This is a genomic window from Thiomicrorhabdus arctica DSM 13458, from assembly GCF_000381085.1.
Classification (GTDB): Bacteria; Pseudomonadota; Gammaproteobacteria; order Thiomicrospirales; family Thiomicrospiraceae; genus Thiomicrorhabdus; species Thiomicrorhabdus arctica.
On record NZ_KB905899.1, the window covers coordinates 1,210,750 to 1,227,116 of the forward strand.

Annotated in this window: 14 protein-coding genes and 3 tRNA genes; 6 read left to right on the forward strand and 11 right to left on the reverse strand. The window is 43.0% G+C overall.

The genetic code is table 11. From position 1 onward, the window contains the following. Nucleotides 1-3: 3 nt before the first annotated feature. From F612_RS12925 to F612_RS0105660, 10 genes are all read right to left on the reverse strand, one after another. On the reverse strand, nt 4-843 hold the full coding sequence (locus tag F612_RS12925; protein WP_019556778.1) for a GGDEF domain-containing protein: 840 nt from the start codon (nt 841-843) through the stop codon (nt 4-6). Nucleotides 844-903: 60 nt separating this feature from the next. After that, nucleotides 904-1,227, reverse strand: coding sequence for a hypothetical protein (locus tag F612_RS0105620; protein WP_019556779.1), 324 nt, complete (start codon nt 1,225-1,227; stop codon nt 904-906). Nucleotides 1,228-1,602: 375 nt separating this feature from the next. After that, nucleotides 1,603-1,679 (reverse strand) — tRNA-Arg (locus F612_RS0105625). A gap of 147 nt (nt 1,680-1,826) precedes the next feature. Beyond that, nucleotides 1,827-1,903 (reverse strand) — tRNA-Arg (locus tag F612_RS0105630). Between the two features lie 73 nt (nt 1,904-1,976). Next, nucleotides 1,977-2,068, reverse strand: a tRNA-Ser gene (locus F612_RS0105635). A 348-nt stretch (nt 2,069-2,416) separates the two neighbouring features. Next, nucleotides 2,417-3,643 (reverse strand): aspartate kinase, encoded by a 1,227-nt coding sequence (locus F612_RS0105640; protein ID WP_019556780.1) that lies wholly within the window; start codon nt 3,641-3,643, stop codon nt 2,417-2,419. Between the two features lie 67 nt (nt 3,644-3,710). Continuing rightward, the gene (gene alaS, locus F612_RS0105645; protein ID WP_019556781.1) at nt 3,711-6,302 is read right to left on the reverse strand and encodes an alanine--tRNA ligase; all 2,592 of its coding nucleotides are present in this window, start codon (nt 6,300-6,302) and stop codon (nt 3,711-3,713) included. Between the two features lie 109 nt (nt 6,303-6,411). Beyond that, the gene (locus F612_RS0105650) at nt 6,412-6,987 is read right to left on the reverse strand and encodes a regulatory protein RecX (protein WP_019556782.1); all 576 of its coding nucleotides are present in this window, start codon (nt 6,985-6,987) and stop codon (nt 6,412-6,414) included. Between the two features lie 33 nt (nt 6,988-7,020). Beyond that, nucleotides 7,021-8,049, reverse strand: a complete 1,029-nt coding sequence (recA, locus tag F612_RS0105655; protein WP_019556783.1) for a recombinase RecA — start codon at nt 8,047-8,049, stop codon at nt 7,021-7,023. 442 nt (nt 8,050-8,491) lie between these two features. Further along, nucleotides 8,492-8,977, reverse strand: a complete 486-nt coding sequence (locus F612_RS0105660; RefSeq protein ID WP_019556784.1) for a CinA family protein — start codon at nt 8,975-8,977, stop codon at nt 8,492-8,494. 118 nt (nt 8,978-9,095) lie between these two features. Here F612_RS0105660 and mutS point away from each other — a divergent pair, with 118 nt between their 5' ends. From mutS to F612_RS0105685, 5 genes are read left to right on the forward strand one after another with little or no spacing between them, the layout of a single operon-like run. Further along, nucleotides 9,096-11,720 (forward strand): DNA mismatch repair protein MutS, encoded by a 2,625-nt coding sequence (gene mutS, locus F612_RS0105665; protein ID WP_019556785.1) that lies wholly within the window; start codon nt 9,096-9,098, stop codon nt 11,718-11,720. A gap of 46 nt (nt 11,721-11,766) precedes the next feature. Beyond that, on the forward strand, nt 11,767-12,633 hold the full coding sequence (locus tag F612_RS0105670; protein WP_019556786.1) for a tetratricopeptide repeat protein: 867 nt from the start codon (nt 11,767-11,769) through the stop codon (nt 12,631-12,633). A 59-nt stretch (nt 12,634-12,692) separates the two neighbouring features. Beyond that, nucleotides 12,693-13,274, forward strand: coding sequence for a cytochrome b (locus F612_RS0105675; RefSeq protein ID WP_019556787.1), 582 nt, complete (start codon nt 12,693-12,695; stop codon nt 13,272-13,274). After that, nucleotides 13,274-14,128, forward strand: coding sequence for a DUF5718 family protein (locus tag F612_RS0105680; RefSeq protein ID WP_019556788.1), 855 nt, complete (start codon nt 13,274-13,276; stop codon nt 14,126-14,128). Before F612_RS0105675 ends, F612_RS0105680 begins: the two co-directional genes overlap by 1 nt. A gap of 43 nt (nt 14,129-14,171) precedes the next feature. Continuing rightward, the gene (locus F612_RS0105685) at nt 14,172-14,726 is read left to right on the forward strand and encodes a DUF1415 domain-containing protein (RefSeq protein ID WP_019556789.1); all 555 of its coding nucleotides are present in this window, start codon (nt 14,172-14,174) and stop codon (nt 14,724-14,726) included. A 103-nt stretch (nt 14,727-14,829) separates the two neighbouring features. Here F612_RS0105685 and F612_RS0105690 read toward each other — a convergent pair whose 3' ends face one another. Continuing rightward, nucleotides 14,830-15,717, reverse strand: a complete 888-nt coding sequence (locus F612_RS0105690) for a DMT family transporter (protein WP_019556790.1) — start codon at nt 15,715-15,717, stop codon at nt 14,830-14,832. Nucleotides 15,718-15,832: 115 nt separating this feature from the next. On the opposite strand from F612_RS0105690, the gene F612_RS0105695 reads away from it, so the two are divergent. Further along, complete coding sequence (locus F612_RS0105695; RefSeq protein WP_019556791.1) at nt 15,833-16,339, forward strand: thioredoxin domain-containing protein; 507 nt, start codon at nt 15,833-15,835, stop codon at nt 16,337-16,339. Nucleotides 16,340-16,367: the final 28 nt, after the last annotated feature.

The window sequence follows — 16,367 nt, forward strand, 5'->3', positions numbered from 1 at the left end:
TCCTCAAGCGACAATGACTCTATTACGTCCTTCTCTTTTTGCCTGATAGAGTGCGTCATCCGCACGCTTCAATAATCCATCCATTAAATCCTTCTCATGTGCTTGCGTCAAACCCAAACTCACCGTGACTTTATTTTGTCCTTCATACTCCATACTTGCGATGGCCTGACGTATATTTTCGGCCACTTGCAAAACCGACTCGAGACCATCAGGACAGATAACCAAAAACTCTTCTCCTCCCCAACGTCCCACAGCACAACCTTCTGGCACGACTTCATTAATTTTAGTGGCAACCGATTTAAGAACACTGTCTCCTACAGCGTGACCATGCTCATCATTAATTATTTTGAAGAAATCTATATCAATAAACACCACCGAAAAAACTTCTTGGGTATGTTGGAGGCGTAACAATTGAGAAGTCAGCACCTCGCTGATACCTAAACGGTTAAATACTCCCGTTAAACCATCCTCGCGAGAAACCTGCTTAAGATATTTATTCTTTTCAAGCAATTTTTCTTGTGTCAATTTTAGAGCAGCTGTTCTCACATTAACACGGCCCTCCAAATCTTGATTAGAGGACTCTAACTCATTGGCCAAAATCTGAATTCGTCGTCCAACAAATACTGCAACACCAATACTCACTAGAATTACAACTACTGAGATGGTTGCAACGTTAAAGACCAAATCGCTCAATAACTTATCCTCCTGGTTGAGCTTATGCTTAAAGATAGCTTCTTGCGCATCCGCATACCAAGTAACCTGCTTTTGAAATGCCCCTGACAAGGGAAACACTACCTTTTGCATAAGCTCTATCGCCACATCATTTTGTCCATCAACAAGCAATGTCAGCGCCTCCTCCGTGCCTGCCGAGACCTTCCTAGTAATCGCATTCAACCCCTCCAGCTAAGTGAAATCAGTTTCATTCATTATTGTTTCAAATTCAGCACGATTTTGATTATAGGTGCGTGCATAAAGATAGCTAAGCATAATAATCTCATCACGATCAAAAACATCTTCCGTGAGAATAGCTTGCTGAACATGCAACGTATAGCTACGGCCAGATAGTTGCATTTTTAGAATTGAATTCTGTTTTTTATACTGTTGACTCAGCGCAGAATTGAAGGTTTCAGAAGACTCTTTGGTCATTTCAAAAGTAGTATACGCAGCCAATGACACTAAAAGTATAATCAAGCTAAAACCGAGTAAAAGTTGGCGTTTTATATTCATAGTGTGGTGTGACTTCTACCAGAAATAGAGAACAGTCATATTACCTACAAGTCATCAAAAATCAAACATAGTACCACTCGCTTATACCCTTTTATTTAACAAGGCCATTAAAGCAGGGATTAAATCTTCATCGATAACTCTCCATCCATAATAATTGGCTATTGTGTACTGCCAGACTTCAACTCCTTTGCCCTCACATTCACATAACCTCTAGTCAATCATGGATACCTTAAACGACCTCATCACACTGACTAGCATGATCAACGTCAGGATAAACTTACATACATCCAAGACCCCAAAAAATCACTCATAACGCTCTATATTTTAGGCAATAAAAAACCCCGCTTAATCAAAGATTAAACGGGGTTTAGAATATGGTGCGCCCGAAGGGAGTCGAACCCCTAACCGCTCGGTTCGTAGCCGAGTACTCTATCCAGTTGAGCTACGGGCGCGTTATCGTGTGGCCGTATTATATAGTCTTTAAAGTAAGATTGTAGGCTAAATCTACAATTTAACTTAAATACATTTTTTCATTTTATTGCTTAACATCAAGCAATAAAAAACCCCGTTTAATCAAAGATTAAACGGGGTTTAGAATATGGTGCGCCCGAAGGGAGTCGAACCCCTAACCGCTCGGTTCGTAGCCGAGTACTCTATCCAGTTGAGCTACGGGCGCATTATAGTGTGGCGTATTATATAGACCCTTAAAGGATTGTCAATAACATTTAACACGGTAAAAATCTAACAAATGGTGGAGACGGAGAGATTCGAACTCTCGATAGGATTTAAAGCCTATACTCCCTTAGCAGGGGAGCGCCTTCAGCCGCTCGGCCACGTCTCCTAAGTTAGGCGCGTATAATACAAGTTAATTGCGAGGTTGTAAACCGCCAGGACGGACTTTTTATCAAATAAAATGAATGTTTTGATAAACCCATCTACTTAACTGTATTTTCTCTCAAAAAACACGCTTTGCAGGCCCTTAACTGTAACACTCAGCAATCAACGTATAGACTTATGACAAACTTAGAGAGTCCTGCCTGTCTTATAACTTTGCTTCATTTTACAGTAGACTGTTAGCGAATGACTCACTTCTACCCACAGAAGAAACTTGCTTATTTTAAAGACAAAAAAACCCGCGAAATAGCGGGCTTTTGCAAGCTGAAACTCGGATGAATGGATTATGATAAATTTACTTATCTAACTCAAATGCTTCATGTAACGACTGCACGGCGATCTCCAGGTAAGCCTCATCAATGACCACAGAGATTTTAATTTCTGTGGTACCAATCATCTGAATATTGATCTCATTATCTGCTAAGGTCTTGAACATCGTACTGGCAATGCCAGCATGAGATTTCATACCGACACCCACCATAGAAATTTTAACAATAGAGTCATCCATTGTGACCTCTCGTGCTCCTAAATGGTTGGCCGTTTTTTGCAAAATCTCTAATGCAGATTCTGCATCAAGACGACTCATCGTGAAGGTAAAGTCTGTGGTACCGTCTCTTCCCTGGTTTTGAATAATCATGTCGATTTCGATATTGGCATCGGCAATTGGTCCTAAAATTTGATACGCGACACCTGGTTTATCTGGTACACCTAAAATCATTAATTTAGCTTCATCGCGACTAAATGCAATCCCTGAGATTAGCGGTTGTTCCATCTCGTTATCCTTAAAATTTTCTTCAGAGGTAATCAACGTTCCACCGCCATCTTTTAATGAGGATAAAACACGTAACGGTACTTTGTATTTACTGGCAAATTCAACGGAACGAATCTGCAATACTTTGGCGCCTAAACTGGCCAACTCAAGCATTTCATCATAGGTGATTTTATCAAGACGCTTCGCTTCAGGAACCACCCGTGGATCCGTTGTATAAACACCGTCCACATCTGTGTAAATCTGGCATTCATCGGCATTTAAAGCCGCGGCTATGGCTACTGCAGTCGTATCTGAGCCACCACGCCCTAAGGTCGTGATATCGCCGTCAATCGTCACGCCTTGAAAACCTGCGACTACCACGACTTTGCCTAATGCCAATTGCTCAAGCATTTTTTGGCCGTCGATCTTCTCAATACGCGCTTTGGAATAAGCGTCATCGGTAATGATTGGTACTTGCCAACCTGTATAAGAGACTGCTGGACAATCCCTTTGCTGCAGCGCCATACTGAGTAAAGCGATCGTAACCTGCTCCCCGGTGGTTAACAGAACATCCATTTCACGCTTACAGGGACGCGTTTGCATCTCTTTTGCCATCATTGTCAGACGATTCGTCTCACCACTCATTGCAGACAAAACCACCACGACCTGATGACCATCCTCAACAAACTGTGCAACCTTCTTGGCTACATTTTGGATACGCTCAACATTGCCAACTGAGGTTCCACCATACTTTTGAACTATTAATGCCATACGAGGTTTACTTTTCTTAAAATTAATTTACCGCCCGCCTTATGGTTATTCAATAAGACGATACGGATTACTTCGATTCGACCCAAGACTGAACCGAGGCTAATGCTTCTGCTAACTGACTTGGGTTATTGCCACCCGCTTGCGCTAAATCAGGCCGACCACCGCCTTTTCCGCCGACTTGAAGCGCAACATAATTTACCAATTCACCGGCTTTATACTGCTTAGTCAGTGATTTACTCACCCCCGCCACAATACTCACTTTGTCACCATCCACGGCAGACAATACAATAATCGCTGGGTCTAACTTGTCTTTTAGACTGTCCATGGTGTCCCGCAAAACGGTGCTATCAGCACCTTCCATCTTGGCAGCTAAGACATTAATATCGCCAAACTTGACAACTTGATTGGCAATATCATCTCCCTGAGAAGCAGCGAGTTTTGACTGTAGCTGCTTAAGTTCCTTCTCTAAAGCCTTATAGTCACCCATCACTTGCGTGATTTTCGTTTCGACTTGGTTTTTATCTGCTTTAATGGTTTCTGCTACAAATGCCAAACTATCCTCTTCTGCATAGATTGCATCCCACGCAGCATCGCCAGTGATGGCTTCAATACGACGTACACCTGAAGCGATTCCATTCTCAGAAACGATCCGGAAAGGCCCGATATCTCCGGCTGAATTGACATGCGTACCGCCACAAAGCTCCACCGAAAAATCGCCCATATCAATCACACGAACCACATCACCATACTTTTCACCAAATAATGCCATAGCCCCCTTAGATCTCGCCGATTCGATGTCCATCTCGTTCATACCAACGGCTGCATTCCCCATTACATTCTGGTTAACGAGTCTTTCAACTTGACGTAACTGCTCGTCAGAAATGGGTTCAAAATGCGAGAAGTCAAAACGTAGACGATCCGCAGTAACCTGAGAACCTTTTTGTCCAACATGCGTTCCTAAAACCGAGCGCAAAGCGGCATGCAATAAATGTGTTGCTGAATGGTTACGCTCACAAGCGCGACGATCTGCACTGTTAATTTTTGCGGTAATGACTTGATCAACTGTCATCGTCCCAGCTGAAACGACACCGACATGCAGAAACAACTTACCTTGTTTCTGGGTATCATTTACATGAAAACTATTCATACCCTCGGTCAAGCTACCGCTGTCGCCAGCCTGTCCACCAGACTCAGCATAGAAAGGCGTACGTCCTAATAACACGATGGCTTCAGACCCTTCGGTGACCGACTGTACCGATTTGCCATCCACAAAGAGGCCTAAAACCTTAGCTTCTGCTTCATCTGAGGCGTATCCAATAAATTGGGTCTCCCCTTCAAATTGAATACGTACCGCTGTAGCCGCGCCAAAATTACTTGCAGAGCGCGCACGCTCTCTTTGTGCTTCCATTGCAAATGTAAATCCAGCCTCATCCACCGTGAGGTTTTTTTCACGTGCGACATCGGCCGTTAAATCGAACGGAAAACCGTAAGTATCATAAAGCTTAAATGCCACGTCGCCTGCGATGACCGTACCGTCCATCTGCGCAATTTGATCTTCTAATAACTTCATCCCGTTTTCAAGCGTCTCAGCAAAACGCTCTTCTTCTTGTTTCAGGACTCGCTCAACATTGCTTTGTTCCGCTTTCAGTTCAGGGTAAGCATCCCCCATTTGTTCCACTAAGGTCTTAACCAACGCGTAGAAGAATGGCTGTGTTTGCCCTAACTTATAACCATGACGAATAGCACGACGAATAATTCGACGTAACACATAACCACGACCTTCATTTGAAGGCATGACGCCATCAACAATGGTAAAGGCACATGAACGGATATGATCAGAGATGACTCGTAGAGAGTTATTAGACAGATCACGCTCGCCTGTTAACTTTGCAGCACGCTTGACTAACGCTTGAAAGAGATCAATATCGTAGTTGTTATGCACACCTTGCATGACGGCTGCTAAGCGTTCAAGTCCCATACCCGTATCAACCGAAGGTTTTGGTAGAGGCGTTAGGGTTCCGTCTGCCGAACGATCGAACTGCATAAACACCAAGTTCCAAATCTCAATATAACGATCGCCATCTTCATCGGGTGTTCCTGGCGGACCTCCGGCAACATTCTGACCATGGTCAAAGAAAATCTCGGTACAAGGTCCACAAGGTCCTGTATCTCCCATTGACCAAAAGTTGTCCTTGGCGCCACAACGAGAAAAACGCTCTGGACTGACGTTCATTTCATTTAGCCAGATATCGGCCGTTTCATCATCTTCATCAAACACCGTTACCCAAAGTTTCTCTTCAGGCAGATTCAATTCTTGGGTTAAAAATTCCCAAGCGTATTGGATCGCTTCTTTTTTGAAGTAATCTCCAAAACTGAAATTGCCCAGCATTTCAAAAAAGGTGTGGTGACGAGCGGTATAACCGACATTCTCTAAATCGTTATGTTTGCCACCGGCACGAATACAACGTTGTACACTGGTTGCTCGTGAGTATTCACGAGTTTCCTGACCTAAAAAAGTCTCTTTAAACTGAACCATCCCGGCGTTGGTAAACAACAGGGTAGGATCGTTTGCAGGTACCACTGGACTGGAATGAACGGCGGTATGATGGCGCTTTACATAAAAATCTAGAAAAGCTTTTCTGAGTTCTGAACTCGTCATAATTGAAACAACCTTAAAAACGTTAATCTATTCTGTTTGAATAGCCAACTCATGCTATTTAGGCAGAACTGACAATGCTGTATATTTATTGATTTGTGCGAAGTCTTGTTTAACGAAAAGCTTGCCAAATCACATGGGGCGCAAACCCTCTACTTTGTAAAAAGCGCATCCGTTTAGCTTGTTCGTTACGCGCTTCTGGTTTACACGTATCGCCGTATTTTTTAATTAGGACATCTTTGGCCAATTCAAGCCATTCAGACTCATCCCAATCTAAATACATTGTAATCAGATCATCTCGAGCAGACGCTTGCTGTAATTTCTGGCGTATCTTGATGGGACCATTGCCTTTGGCTGCCCAGTTACGCACCGCGTGTTCTATATAACGTTCATCACTTTGCCAATTGTGTTCTTGGCATTTTTTTAAAACGTCATCTACCAAGTTTTTTACCAGGCCTGGTCGTTCTTTACAAGTCGCTAAAAGTTCGGACGTTTCAGGAAACTTTGTCACCAATTTAGTCTTAAGTTCCTTAGCACCATGTTCACGCATGGCCAGCAGGTAGACGGCTCGCGATTCAATTTGTTTGGACAGAGCCTGAACTTCTGCAAAACCATCGTCGACCAGTAATGCACTTGAAGACGTTGGTTTAACACCTAAATCTTGCAAGAAATCTTCTGCTCTTTTCACAACAAACCTAGTGCCTTTTGCATATCTAAACGCTTATTCGGCGTCTACCGCTTTTTCAATCGCCGCACCTTTTTTAGGCATTAATGCCGTTTTGATTTTGTCCATCACCTCTTCTGCCACATCAGGGTTATCGATTAAGTATTGACGCACATTATCTTTACCTTGGCCGACTTTTTTACCTCCATAAGCATACCAAGAACCTGATTTTTCAATAAAGCCTTCTTGCACACCTAAGTCAATAATTTCACCTTCACGAGAAATCCCTTGACCATATAAAATATCAAACTGCACCTGCTTAAAGGGAGGCGCCACTTTGTTTTTAACGACCTTAACACGGGTTTCATTACCCAGAATTTCGTCACCCTTTTTAATCGCGCCAATGCGACGAATATCTAAACGCACCGAAGCGTAGAACTTAAGCGCATTACCGCCCGTTGTAGTTTCAGGATTACCAAACATGACACCAATTTTCATACGAAGCTGGTTGATGAAGATAACCAAGGTATTAGTACGTTTAATGTTTGAAGTCAGTTTACGTAGCGCTTGAGACATCAAACGGGCTTGTAGACCCATATGAGAATCGCCCATATCGCCTTCAATTTCTGCTTTAGGGGTTAAGGCCGCAACCGAATCAACGACCACAACATCTACGGCACCTGAACGTACTAATGAATCGGTAATTTCTAGAGCTTGCTCACCATTATCTGGTTGAGAAACTAAAAGGTTATCAATATCTACACCTAATTTTTCAGCATAACTTGGATCTAATGCATGCTCGGCATCTATAAAAGCCGCCGTCCCACCCAATTTTTGCATTTCGGCAATAACATGTAATGTGAGGGTCGTTTTACCAGACGATTCAGGGCCGTAAATTTCAACAACACGCCCTTTTGGTAAGCCACCTATGCCTAATGCTAAATCTAAACCTAAAGAACCTGTTGAAACCGCTTCAATATCACGAGAGACTGAGCTGTCCCCCATGCGCATAATCGAACCCTTACCAAATTGTTTCTCAATTTGACCTAAAGCAGCTGTTAAGGCCTTTTGCTTATTATCATTCATTTATGCGTTTCCTTTTGTTTCTACAAATTCCAAAGCGACTGTCGCATTTGGAGGTAACTGTCTTTTACGGGTGGTTGTAATGCAGCCTATGATTAATGACCAGGATGCTAATCTATCTTAGTTTTTTGAATCTATTCAATACGTTGAGTGCGTTATTCGTTTATTAATATCCGAGCTGGCTTTAAAATGAAAACAAAACTTAATCGCCACTCAACAAAAAACCCTTGTTCTATCAGTGACCACAACGTCTTTAAAGCTTAAAAAACGCCCTAAACTACCGATTAAAACAAAGGTTTATCTAATTTTTTCTAATTTACAATCAGAAGCGAAATTATCCCATAATTTCCATTTAAATCCTAGAGACTCCGTGAATAATTAATCCCAGCTTTTGGGAGGATGATGCACCTCATCCGTTAGAGCGATGTCGATCAGCTTTATGACCTCAATGAGTTAACAATTTCATCACCCCCATCAAGGCCGCTTCCGTTGTTTGCTCACGTACTCTTTGGCGATCACCTTCAAATAAAAATCGCTGCGAAACTACCTTTTCTTGACCCTGTACTGCCCAAGCTAACCAAACGGTTCCAACAGGTTTATCCTCAGACCCTCCACCTGGACCGGCAATCCCGCTACAGGCCACACTAACCTTAGCATGTGATTGCTGCAACGCACCCAATGCCATCTCTTCAACGCAGTCCTGACTGATGGCACCTTTGTTCTGGATGGTAACCTCACTCACCCCCAGCATCTCTTTTTTGGATTCATAACTATAAGTGATATACGCTCGGTCAAACCAAGCACTGCTACCGGCAATTTCAGTTAATGCTTCAGCAATCATGCCGCCCGTACAAGACTCAGCGGTTACAATCATCGCGTCCTTATCTACTAAGGCTTGGCCCACCTGAGAAACTAGCATTGCAAACGACATGAAAACCACTCCTTTTCATCGTGCGTTATTTAATATAAAGAGCCATTATTTGATATATAGGCGATTATGCCCTAGCATACTACTTTTCAAATCCAATGCAAAAACATTCAAGAAGACTATGGCCATCAAAACCACTACGACTCCCTCCCCACATACCCCGATGATGCAACAATATCTGGCGATTAAAGCCGCGCATCCAGACCATCTGTTGTTTTACCGTATGGGCGATTTCTACGAATTATTTCATGACGATGCCCGTGTGGCTTCTGAGCTGTTAGAGATCACCCTGACAGCACGAGGGAAAACCGGTGGCAATGCGATTCCAATGGCTGGTATTCCACATCATTCAGCGGATGGTTATTTATCCAAACTTGTAAAACTGGGCATGTCCGTTGCGATTTGCGAGCAAGTCGGTGACCCGGCAACAAGCAAAGGCCCTGTGGAACGCAAAGTCGTTCGAGTGATTACGCCAGGGACGTTGGTAGAAGAGGCTTTGTTAGAAGACAAATCTGAAAACCTTCTCGCGGCCATCTCTCAACAAGGTGATTTTTACGGATTGGCATATTTAGACGTTGCCAGCGGCCGATTTGAAACGGCCCAACTTGATTCTTTGACGCATTTAACGGCTGAAATAGAACGAATCAAGCCATCTGAGCTGCTTTTACCGGATGATGATCTCTTGAGACAATCTCTGCCAGAGTCTATTTTAAAACGACCAGGCCTGGTCAGATATCCAAGCTGGCACTTTGAAACCATCAGTTGTCAAAAACGTCTAACCGATCATTTTGCGACCAAGGATTTAGTGGCCTTTGGCTGCAATAGCAAACCGGCCGCCATCAGTGCCGCCGGCAGTATTTTGCACTATGCACAGGCCATGTTACAAAGAACCTTGCAACATATTCACAGCTTGCACACCTACTCAACCGATGACAGCTTAGTGCTCGATGCCATCAGTCGGCGTAACCTGGAAATTGATACCAACTTAAGTGGTGGCAGCAGCAATACGCTGGCTGCTATTTTAGACCATACCGCGACTGCCATGGGTGGACGTCTACTCAAGCGCTGGTTAAATCAGCCACTACGTAACCAAGAGATTATCAACGGTCGTCTAGACGCCATCGAAATGATTATCCAACAACAATCGGATGACTCGTTTCGCCAGGAGCTCAAACAAATAGGCGATTTGGAACGTATCTTAAGCCGCATCGCGTTACTGTCTGCCCGTCCTCGTGACTTGCTCCACCTAGGCCGCTCTTTAAACACCTTGCCGCAACTGCAAGTGTTATTAGCCTCGCATCCCGTCACAAAACTGTCAGAACTTGCCAAAAAAATAAGTACCTTCCCTGAACTGGCTGAACTACTGAATCGAGCGATAGTCGATAATCCACCGATGTTGATGCGTGATGGCGGGGTTATTGCCGCAGGGTATGATACGGAGTTGGACGAGCTGCGTAATCTCAAAAATGAGGCTGGCGGCTATCTGTTAGATTTAGAGCAGCGTGAACGTGAACGTACCGGCATCAATACCCTCAAAGTCGGTTACAACCGCGTGCATGGTTACTATATAGAGATCAGTAAACTGCACGTTAACCAAGTGCCAGCGGAATACATTCGCCGCCAAACCCTTAAAGGCCAAGAGCGTTATATTATTCCTGAACTTAAAACCTTTGAAGACAAAGTATTGAGTGCCGGCGAAAAATCTCTGTCACGGGAAAAGTGGTTGTATCAACAGCTACTGGAAACCCTTAACAAACCCCTACAAGCTTTACAAAACTGCGCCTCAGCTTTAGCAGAATTGGATGTGTTCGTCAACTTAGCCCAGCAAGCCACTGCTCTAAACCTGACTCGTCCAGTTTTAACCAATCAACCAGGCCTGGTCATTACCCAAGGTCGTCATTTGACAGTTGAAGCAGTCTCTAGCGAACCGTTTATTCCCAATGACACCATTTTTCATGTCGAGCGTCAGTTACAGATTATTACTGGGCCAAATATGGGCGGTAAATCGACTTATATGCGTCAAACGGCTTTAATCACGCTTATGGCATTTATGGGCAGCTTTGTGCCCGCAGAGATGGCTGAAATCGGCCCAATTGATCGTATTTTCACCCGTATTGGCGCATCTGATGACTTAACATCTGGACGCTCTACCTTTATGGTGGAGATGACCGAGACTGCAAATATATTACATCATGCCACCGAACAATCGCTGATTTTAATGGATGAAGTCGGCCGTGGCACATCAACCTTTGATGGTCTGGCACTGGCGTGGGCAATTGCCGAACATATGGCGCTAGAAACCAAAGGGCTCTGCCTTTTTGCCACCCACTACTTTGAATTGACGACCTTAGCCGATCAATTCTCGAATACAGTGAATGTGCACTTAGATGCCATTGAGCACCAAGACAGCATTGTGTTTTTACATCAAGTTCAGGAAGGCCCTGCTTCACAGAGTTATGGTTTACAGGTAGCGGCGCTTGCGGGTGTGCCACAAACCGTGATTCAAAAGGCCAAGGAAGTTTTATATACTCTTGAAAATCAGAGTGTGCAAAATCCGAATTTATCGTCCAACCGCCTTCATGGCGTCACGCAAACCGCTGAACCCATCCAACAGTTTGATATGTTTGCCAGCATCGACCCTAAACAAGAAAAAATACACAGCCTGCTGAGTGAGATCGATCCAAATGAACTGACACCGCGTATGGCGTTAGATGCGATTTATCAACTTAAAGCACTGCAAAAATAGATTCCGTAGCGGTCATCCGCGCCTAACTAAAAAAGAGATTCAATTTATGTCACAAGCCATGATCGTTGACGTCACCGTCAATAATGTTCAAGAAATGGTCATTCAAAATTCAAGCCGACTTCCTGTCGTTATTAACTTTTGGTCGCACTCAAATGAACAAAGCAAGTTGGCTAATACCATCTTAGAAAAACTCGCTACCGAGATGGCCGGTAAATTCATTTTAGCTAAAATAAATTTTGATAAAGAACAAGCCATTATCGAAAAATTTGGTGTCACCTCAATGCCCTTCTATAAGGTCGTCAAAAATGGTGAAATCGCGACTGAAGGCTCTGGTTTATTAACGGAAGCCGCTTACCGCTCACTGCTAAATGCTAATATTACGGAAGAACCTTCGGAAGTATTGCGTAAGCAAGCGGCTTTAGCCTTTACAGAAGGACAGTATGATGAAACAGTGAGGCTCTTGGGTGAAGCCGCTAAAACCAATCCCAATAACTTTAAAATCCATTTGGATTTAGTGCAACTGTATCTCCATACCGACCAACTGGAACAAGCGAAAGAACTTTTTTCAAAGCTGCCTGAAGAGGCACAAAAAGACAAGCAGGGGCAATATATAAATGGCATCTTATATTTCACTGAAATCATATTAACTGCGCCCGAAGTCCCTGTCATTCAAGCTAATTTGGCAGAAAACCCAGCCGATTGCGATGCCTTATTTTACCTTGCTGCCTATCTAGTGCTCAATGGTAAATACGAGAATGCCTTGCAAACGCTGTTTAAGCTTTTCAATACCGACAGGAGTTATCAAGCAGGCACACCACAAAAAGCGATTATTAAAGTCTTTGATATGCTCTCTGGTTCACAACCTGAATTAATCACAGCCTATCGTAGAAAATTTCAGAGCTTATTGTATTAATCGGACTCAATTACACACACCGCATGACTTAATGAACTTAACACCCCCTGGACTTCAATATGTCTCTAAAAAACTCTGAACTGAATTACGGCATTGTTTCACGTGCTAACCATTGGCTATCCGCCTTTATTTTTATCGCTTTACTCGCCGTCGGTCTCTATATGACAGGACTTGAAAAAGGCGAAGATAGACAAGCCCTTTATGCTTTACATAAATCAATGGGCATCGCCATTTTTGGTTTAATGGTATTGCGTCTGATTTGGCTTAAATTCAGTCCTAATCCTGTGCAACTTTCCAAGAGCAAATTCGAACATATTCTCGCTCATTCGGTAAAAGGTCTTTTATATTTAGCCATGTTGGGCATGCCCATTTCGGGTTGGATTATGTCTAACTCAGGCGGACACGAAGTCGCCTTCTTTGATATGTTTGTGTTACCGACCATTATTGGTGAACATGAGACAACCCATGAGATTTCAGAGTTCATACACAGCACATTTGGCTTTTTGTTAATTGCCATTGTCTTGCTGCATATTGTAGGTGCCTTAAAACATCATTTTATTTATAAAGATGTGGCTTTGCTGCGGATGGTTGGCAAAAACAAAGCGACAGCCATGACAAAAAACGACATAGAAGAAAATTAATGACGTCCTACTCAATGTCCTTAGCGGATTTAAAAAATGTACTTTGTTTAGGGATCGCAGGTAATTTTGCTGGCCACTTGGAACAAGCCGGAGAAACCCATGATTTTGTGAATGTAAAAACAGCCGAGACGAAGGCCCCTAAAGGCTTGTTTCCATACTACATTCCCAATCAGCCTGGGATTATTGGCGGTTTCCCTCTGTCTTCCACGGAAATTCACTACCCCAAAAACTTAGATGATAATGCCCACCTGCAAGCAGAGCCTGAGGTTTGTATTCTATTTGATATGGCCTACCAAGACGACCTGGTGATGGATTTGCAACCGAAAGCCTTTGCCGTTTTTAATGATTGCTCTATTCGTAAACCCGGCGCTAAAAAAATCAGTGAAAAGAAAAACTGGGGGTCGGCGACCAAAGGTATTTCTGACAAATTCCTACCGTTGACGGGCTTTGAAATGGGGTGTGAATTAGACACCTTCCATATCGCGTCCTTTCTAAAACGCGACGGACAAATATACGCCTATGGCCAAGACAGTTCGGTGCTCACTTACTCCTTTTTTCATAACCAGTTAAAAAACTGGATGATTGAGCAACTCAATGTTCAAGCCGACTTTGGCCCTTTAGAAAATTTACAACAGATTATTCAGGAGTGTGATTACCCAGCACAAATCATGGTGAGTCTCGGCGCAACAGCCTATACTGAATTTGGTGAAAGTGTCTTTCTCGAAGTCGGTGATGAACTCTTCTTTTATGCCTATGATGCTTCTTTAAACAGTGCCGATGAGGTTTATCAACATATCACGGGTAAAACGAAACGTTTAATCAACAGCTCGATACTGCATCAAAAAATAACCTGACGCATAACCTACGTCTCTCACCCAAAAACTAACCGAGTAAATCATGATGCCAAGCAATGAACAAATTTTAAAAAAAGTGAATCAATGGTTAGACAAGGTGGTGATAGGTTTAAACCTCTGTCCTTTCGCATCCCGTCCATATGAGCAAAAGCAAATTCGTTTTTTCATTTCACAATGCAATACCGATGCCTGCTTACTTGAAGAGCTGCAAAATGAATTAAAATTATTGGCCGAAACCAATGCAGAAAAAATAGAAACGACCTTGCTGATCGTGCCTAATATGCTGCAAGATTTTTATGACTATAATGACTTTTTAGACTATGTGGATGGGCTAATTGCAGACAATGAATGGGAAGGAATCTTCCAAGTAGCCACCTTTCATCCAAACTATCAATTTGGTGGCACCCAGCCAGAAGATGCAGAAAACCTCACTAACCGTGCACCCTACCCGATTTTGCATCTGTTACGAGAAGCCAGCCTAGAAAAAGCGATTGAACACTATCCTAACCCTGAACGGATTCCACAACATAATATTGAAACGGTGAGTAACCTGACTTTAGAACAGAAAGTGAGTTTATTTCCGCATCTATTTAAATGACTAGGCCTGGTCAATCCCTAAATGACCAACGCTCTTTAAACGATGCTTCTATTTAGGGATTTATGTCCACAGAAAACCTTCTAGCACCTGCGCAACACGAACCTCATGCTGTTGCCGGGCGAGTAATTAAATACCCACCCAGCAAAATCGGCAACACGGCTAATAATTGCCAAAAGCTCGGCACTTCATTTAATAACCAGTAAGCCAAGCCTAATGTTATCAAGGGTGAAACGGCATATATAGCACTCACTTTAGTGATCGAAAGTCGGTGTAAAGATTCCATCCATAAGATTTTTGACATGACAAAAATCATCAGACCCAAAAACAATAACCAGGGCCATTGCGACTGGATCATTAACCAAGTCGGTGTGGCTTCAAAAATAGTAGCCATCCCATAGACTAAGGGAATGCCAATCAAGCTACGTGACCATAGAATATTGGTACTGTGGACTTTTTTTCTAGCCTGTTTTTGATAGAAGTTACCCAGCGGAACTATCATGGCCGCCAGCAAGACCAAGACATCTCCTAAATTAATTTTCCAAACTTCGCCCACTGGAAACAAAATAACAATAGCACCCAACCCCATTAAAATTGCGCCCAATAAATGCTGGCGATTCAGGTACTCTTCAGCTGATCTTTGAAAATAGAGATACGCAAATAACAGCTGTAAAAAGAGAATCAGTGCCACATGGCTAGCGGTAGTGTACTGCGCGCCCACAAATATCAACATATACGCCGTTGCCATCAAAAAACTGGTTTTAAGCAACGCCGGATAAGCAGAGATATCGCTAAACTGCTTGTACCGTCCTGTCCAGAATGCATGCACACCTAATACCGTACCCGCAATAACCAAGCTATAGAACAAGGCATGAATTCCACCTACACTATGGGCTAAATAAAAAGTAGCTATCGGAAACCAAGCCTCTATAAAAGAAGCCGACAGGATATATATTTCCCCTTGTACTTGCCTATTTAATTTAAATAATTTCACTGATCTCCATCTCTTTTTATAAATGCTATTTGATAATCATCGTTATAGGCTAGTTTGTTATGATAAGGTTTCTAGCATCGATTGCCAGCGGCAAACCCCACTCAAGGAGAAGCATATGAAAATCTTAACAGTGTTTACTTTTAGTCTTGCCTGCTTAATGAGCTTTGCAAGCAGTGCTGAATCAACCGGTGCTTACCAAAATCCATTACCGATTGCCACAAACCTGAAAACCCTGGGCCAGCAAGCGCTCAAACAGAACATTCCCATTGCCATCTTATTTAGTGCGAAAGGTTTAAATTCGACTGAAAAACTCAAAGATTTGGCACTCTATCCTGCATTGCGATCAGGCAATCTGGACGGGCGCGTTTTATTTACCGAGATTGAGGTGAATGTGGATTCTAAAACCGTCGATTTTTATGGTGAACCTTTGGCGAACAAGGAGTATAAAGCACTCTATAACTTAAGCAGCCTGCCCGTGGTTATTTTTGTCGATGGTGAAGGTGAAGAGATTACTGAACAGCTACTTTCCGGGGCGTATGACTACTATTACTTTTATCTTACACAATCCATTAACAATGCGCTTAAGGCGTTAAACAATCCAAACCTTATACCTGACTTATAATATTGTTTAAGTCCTTTCTATGACTAAC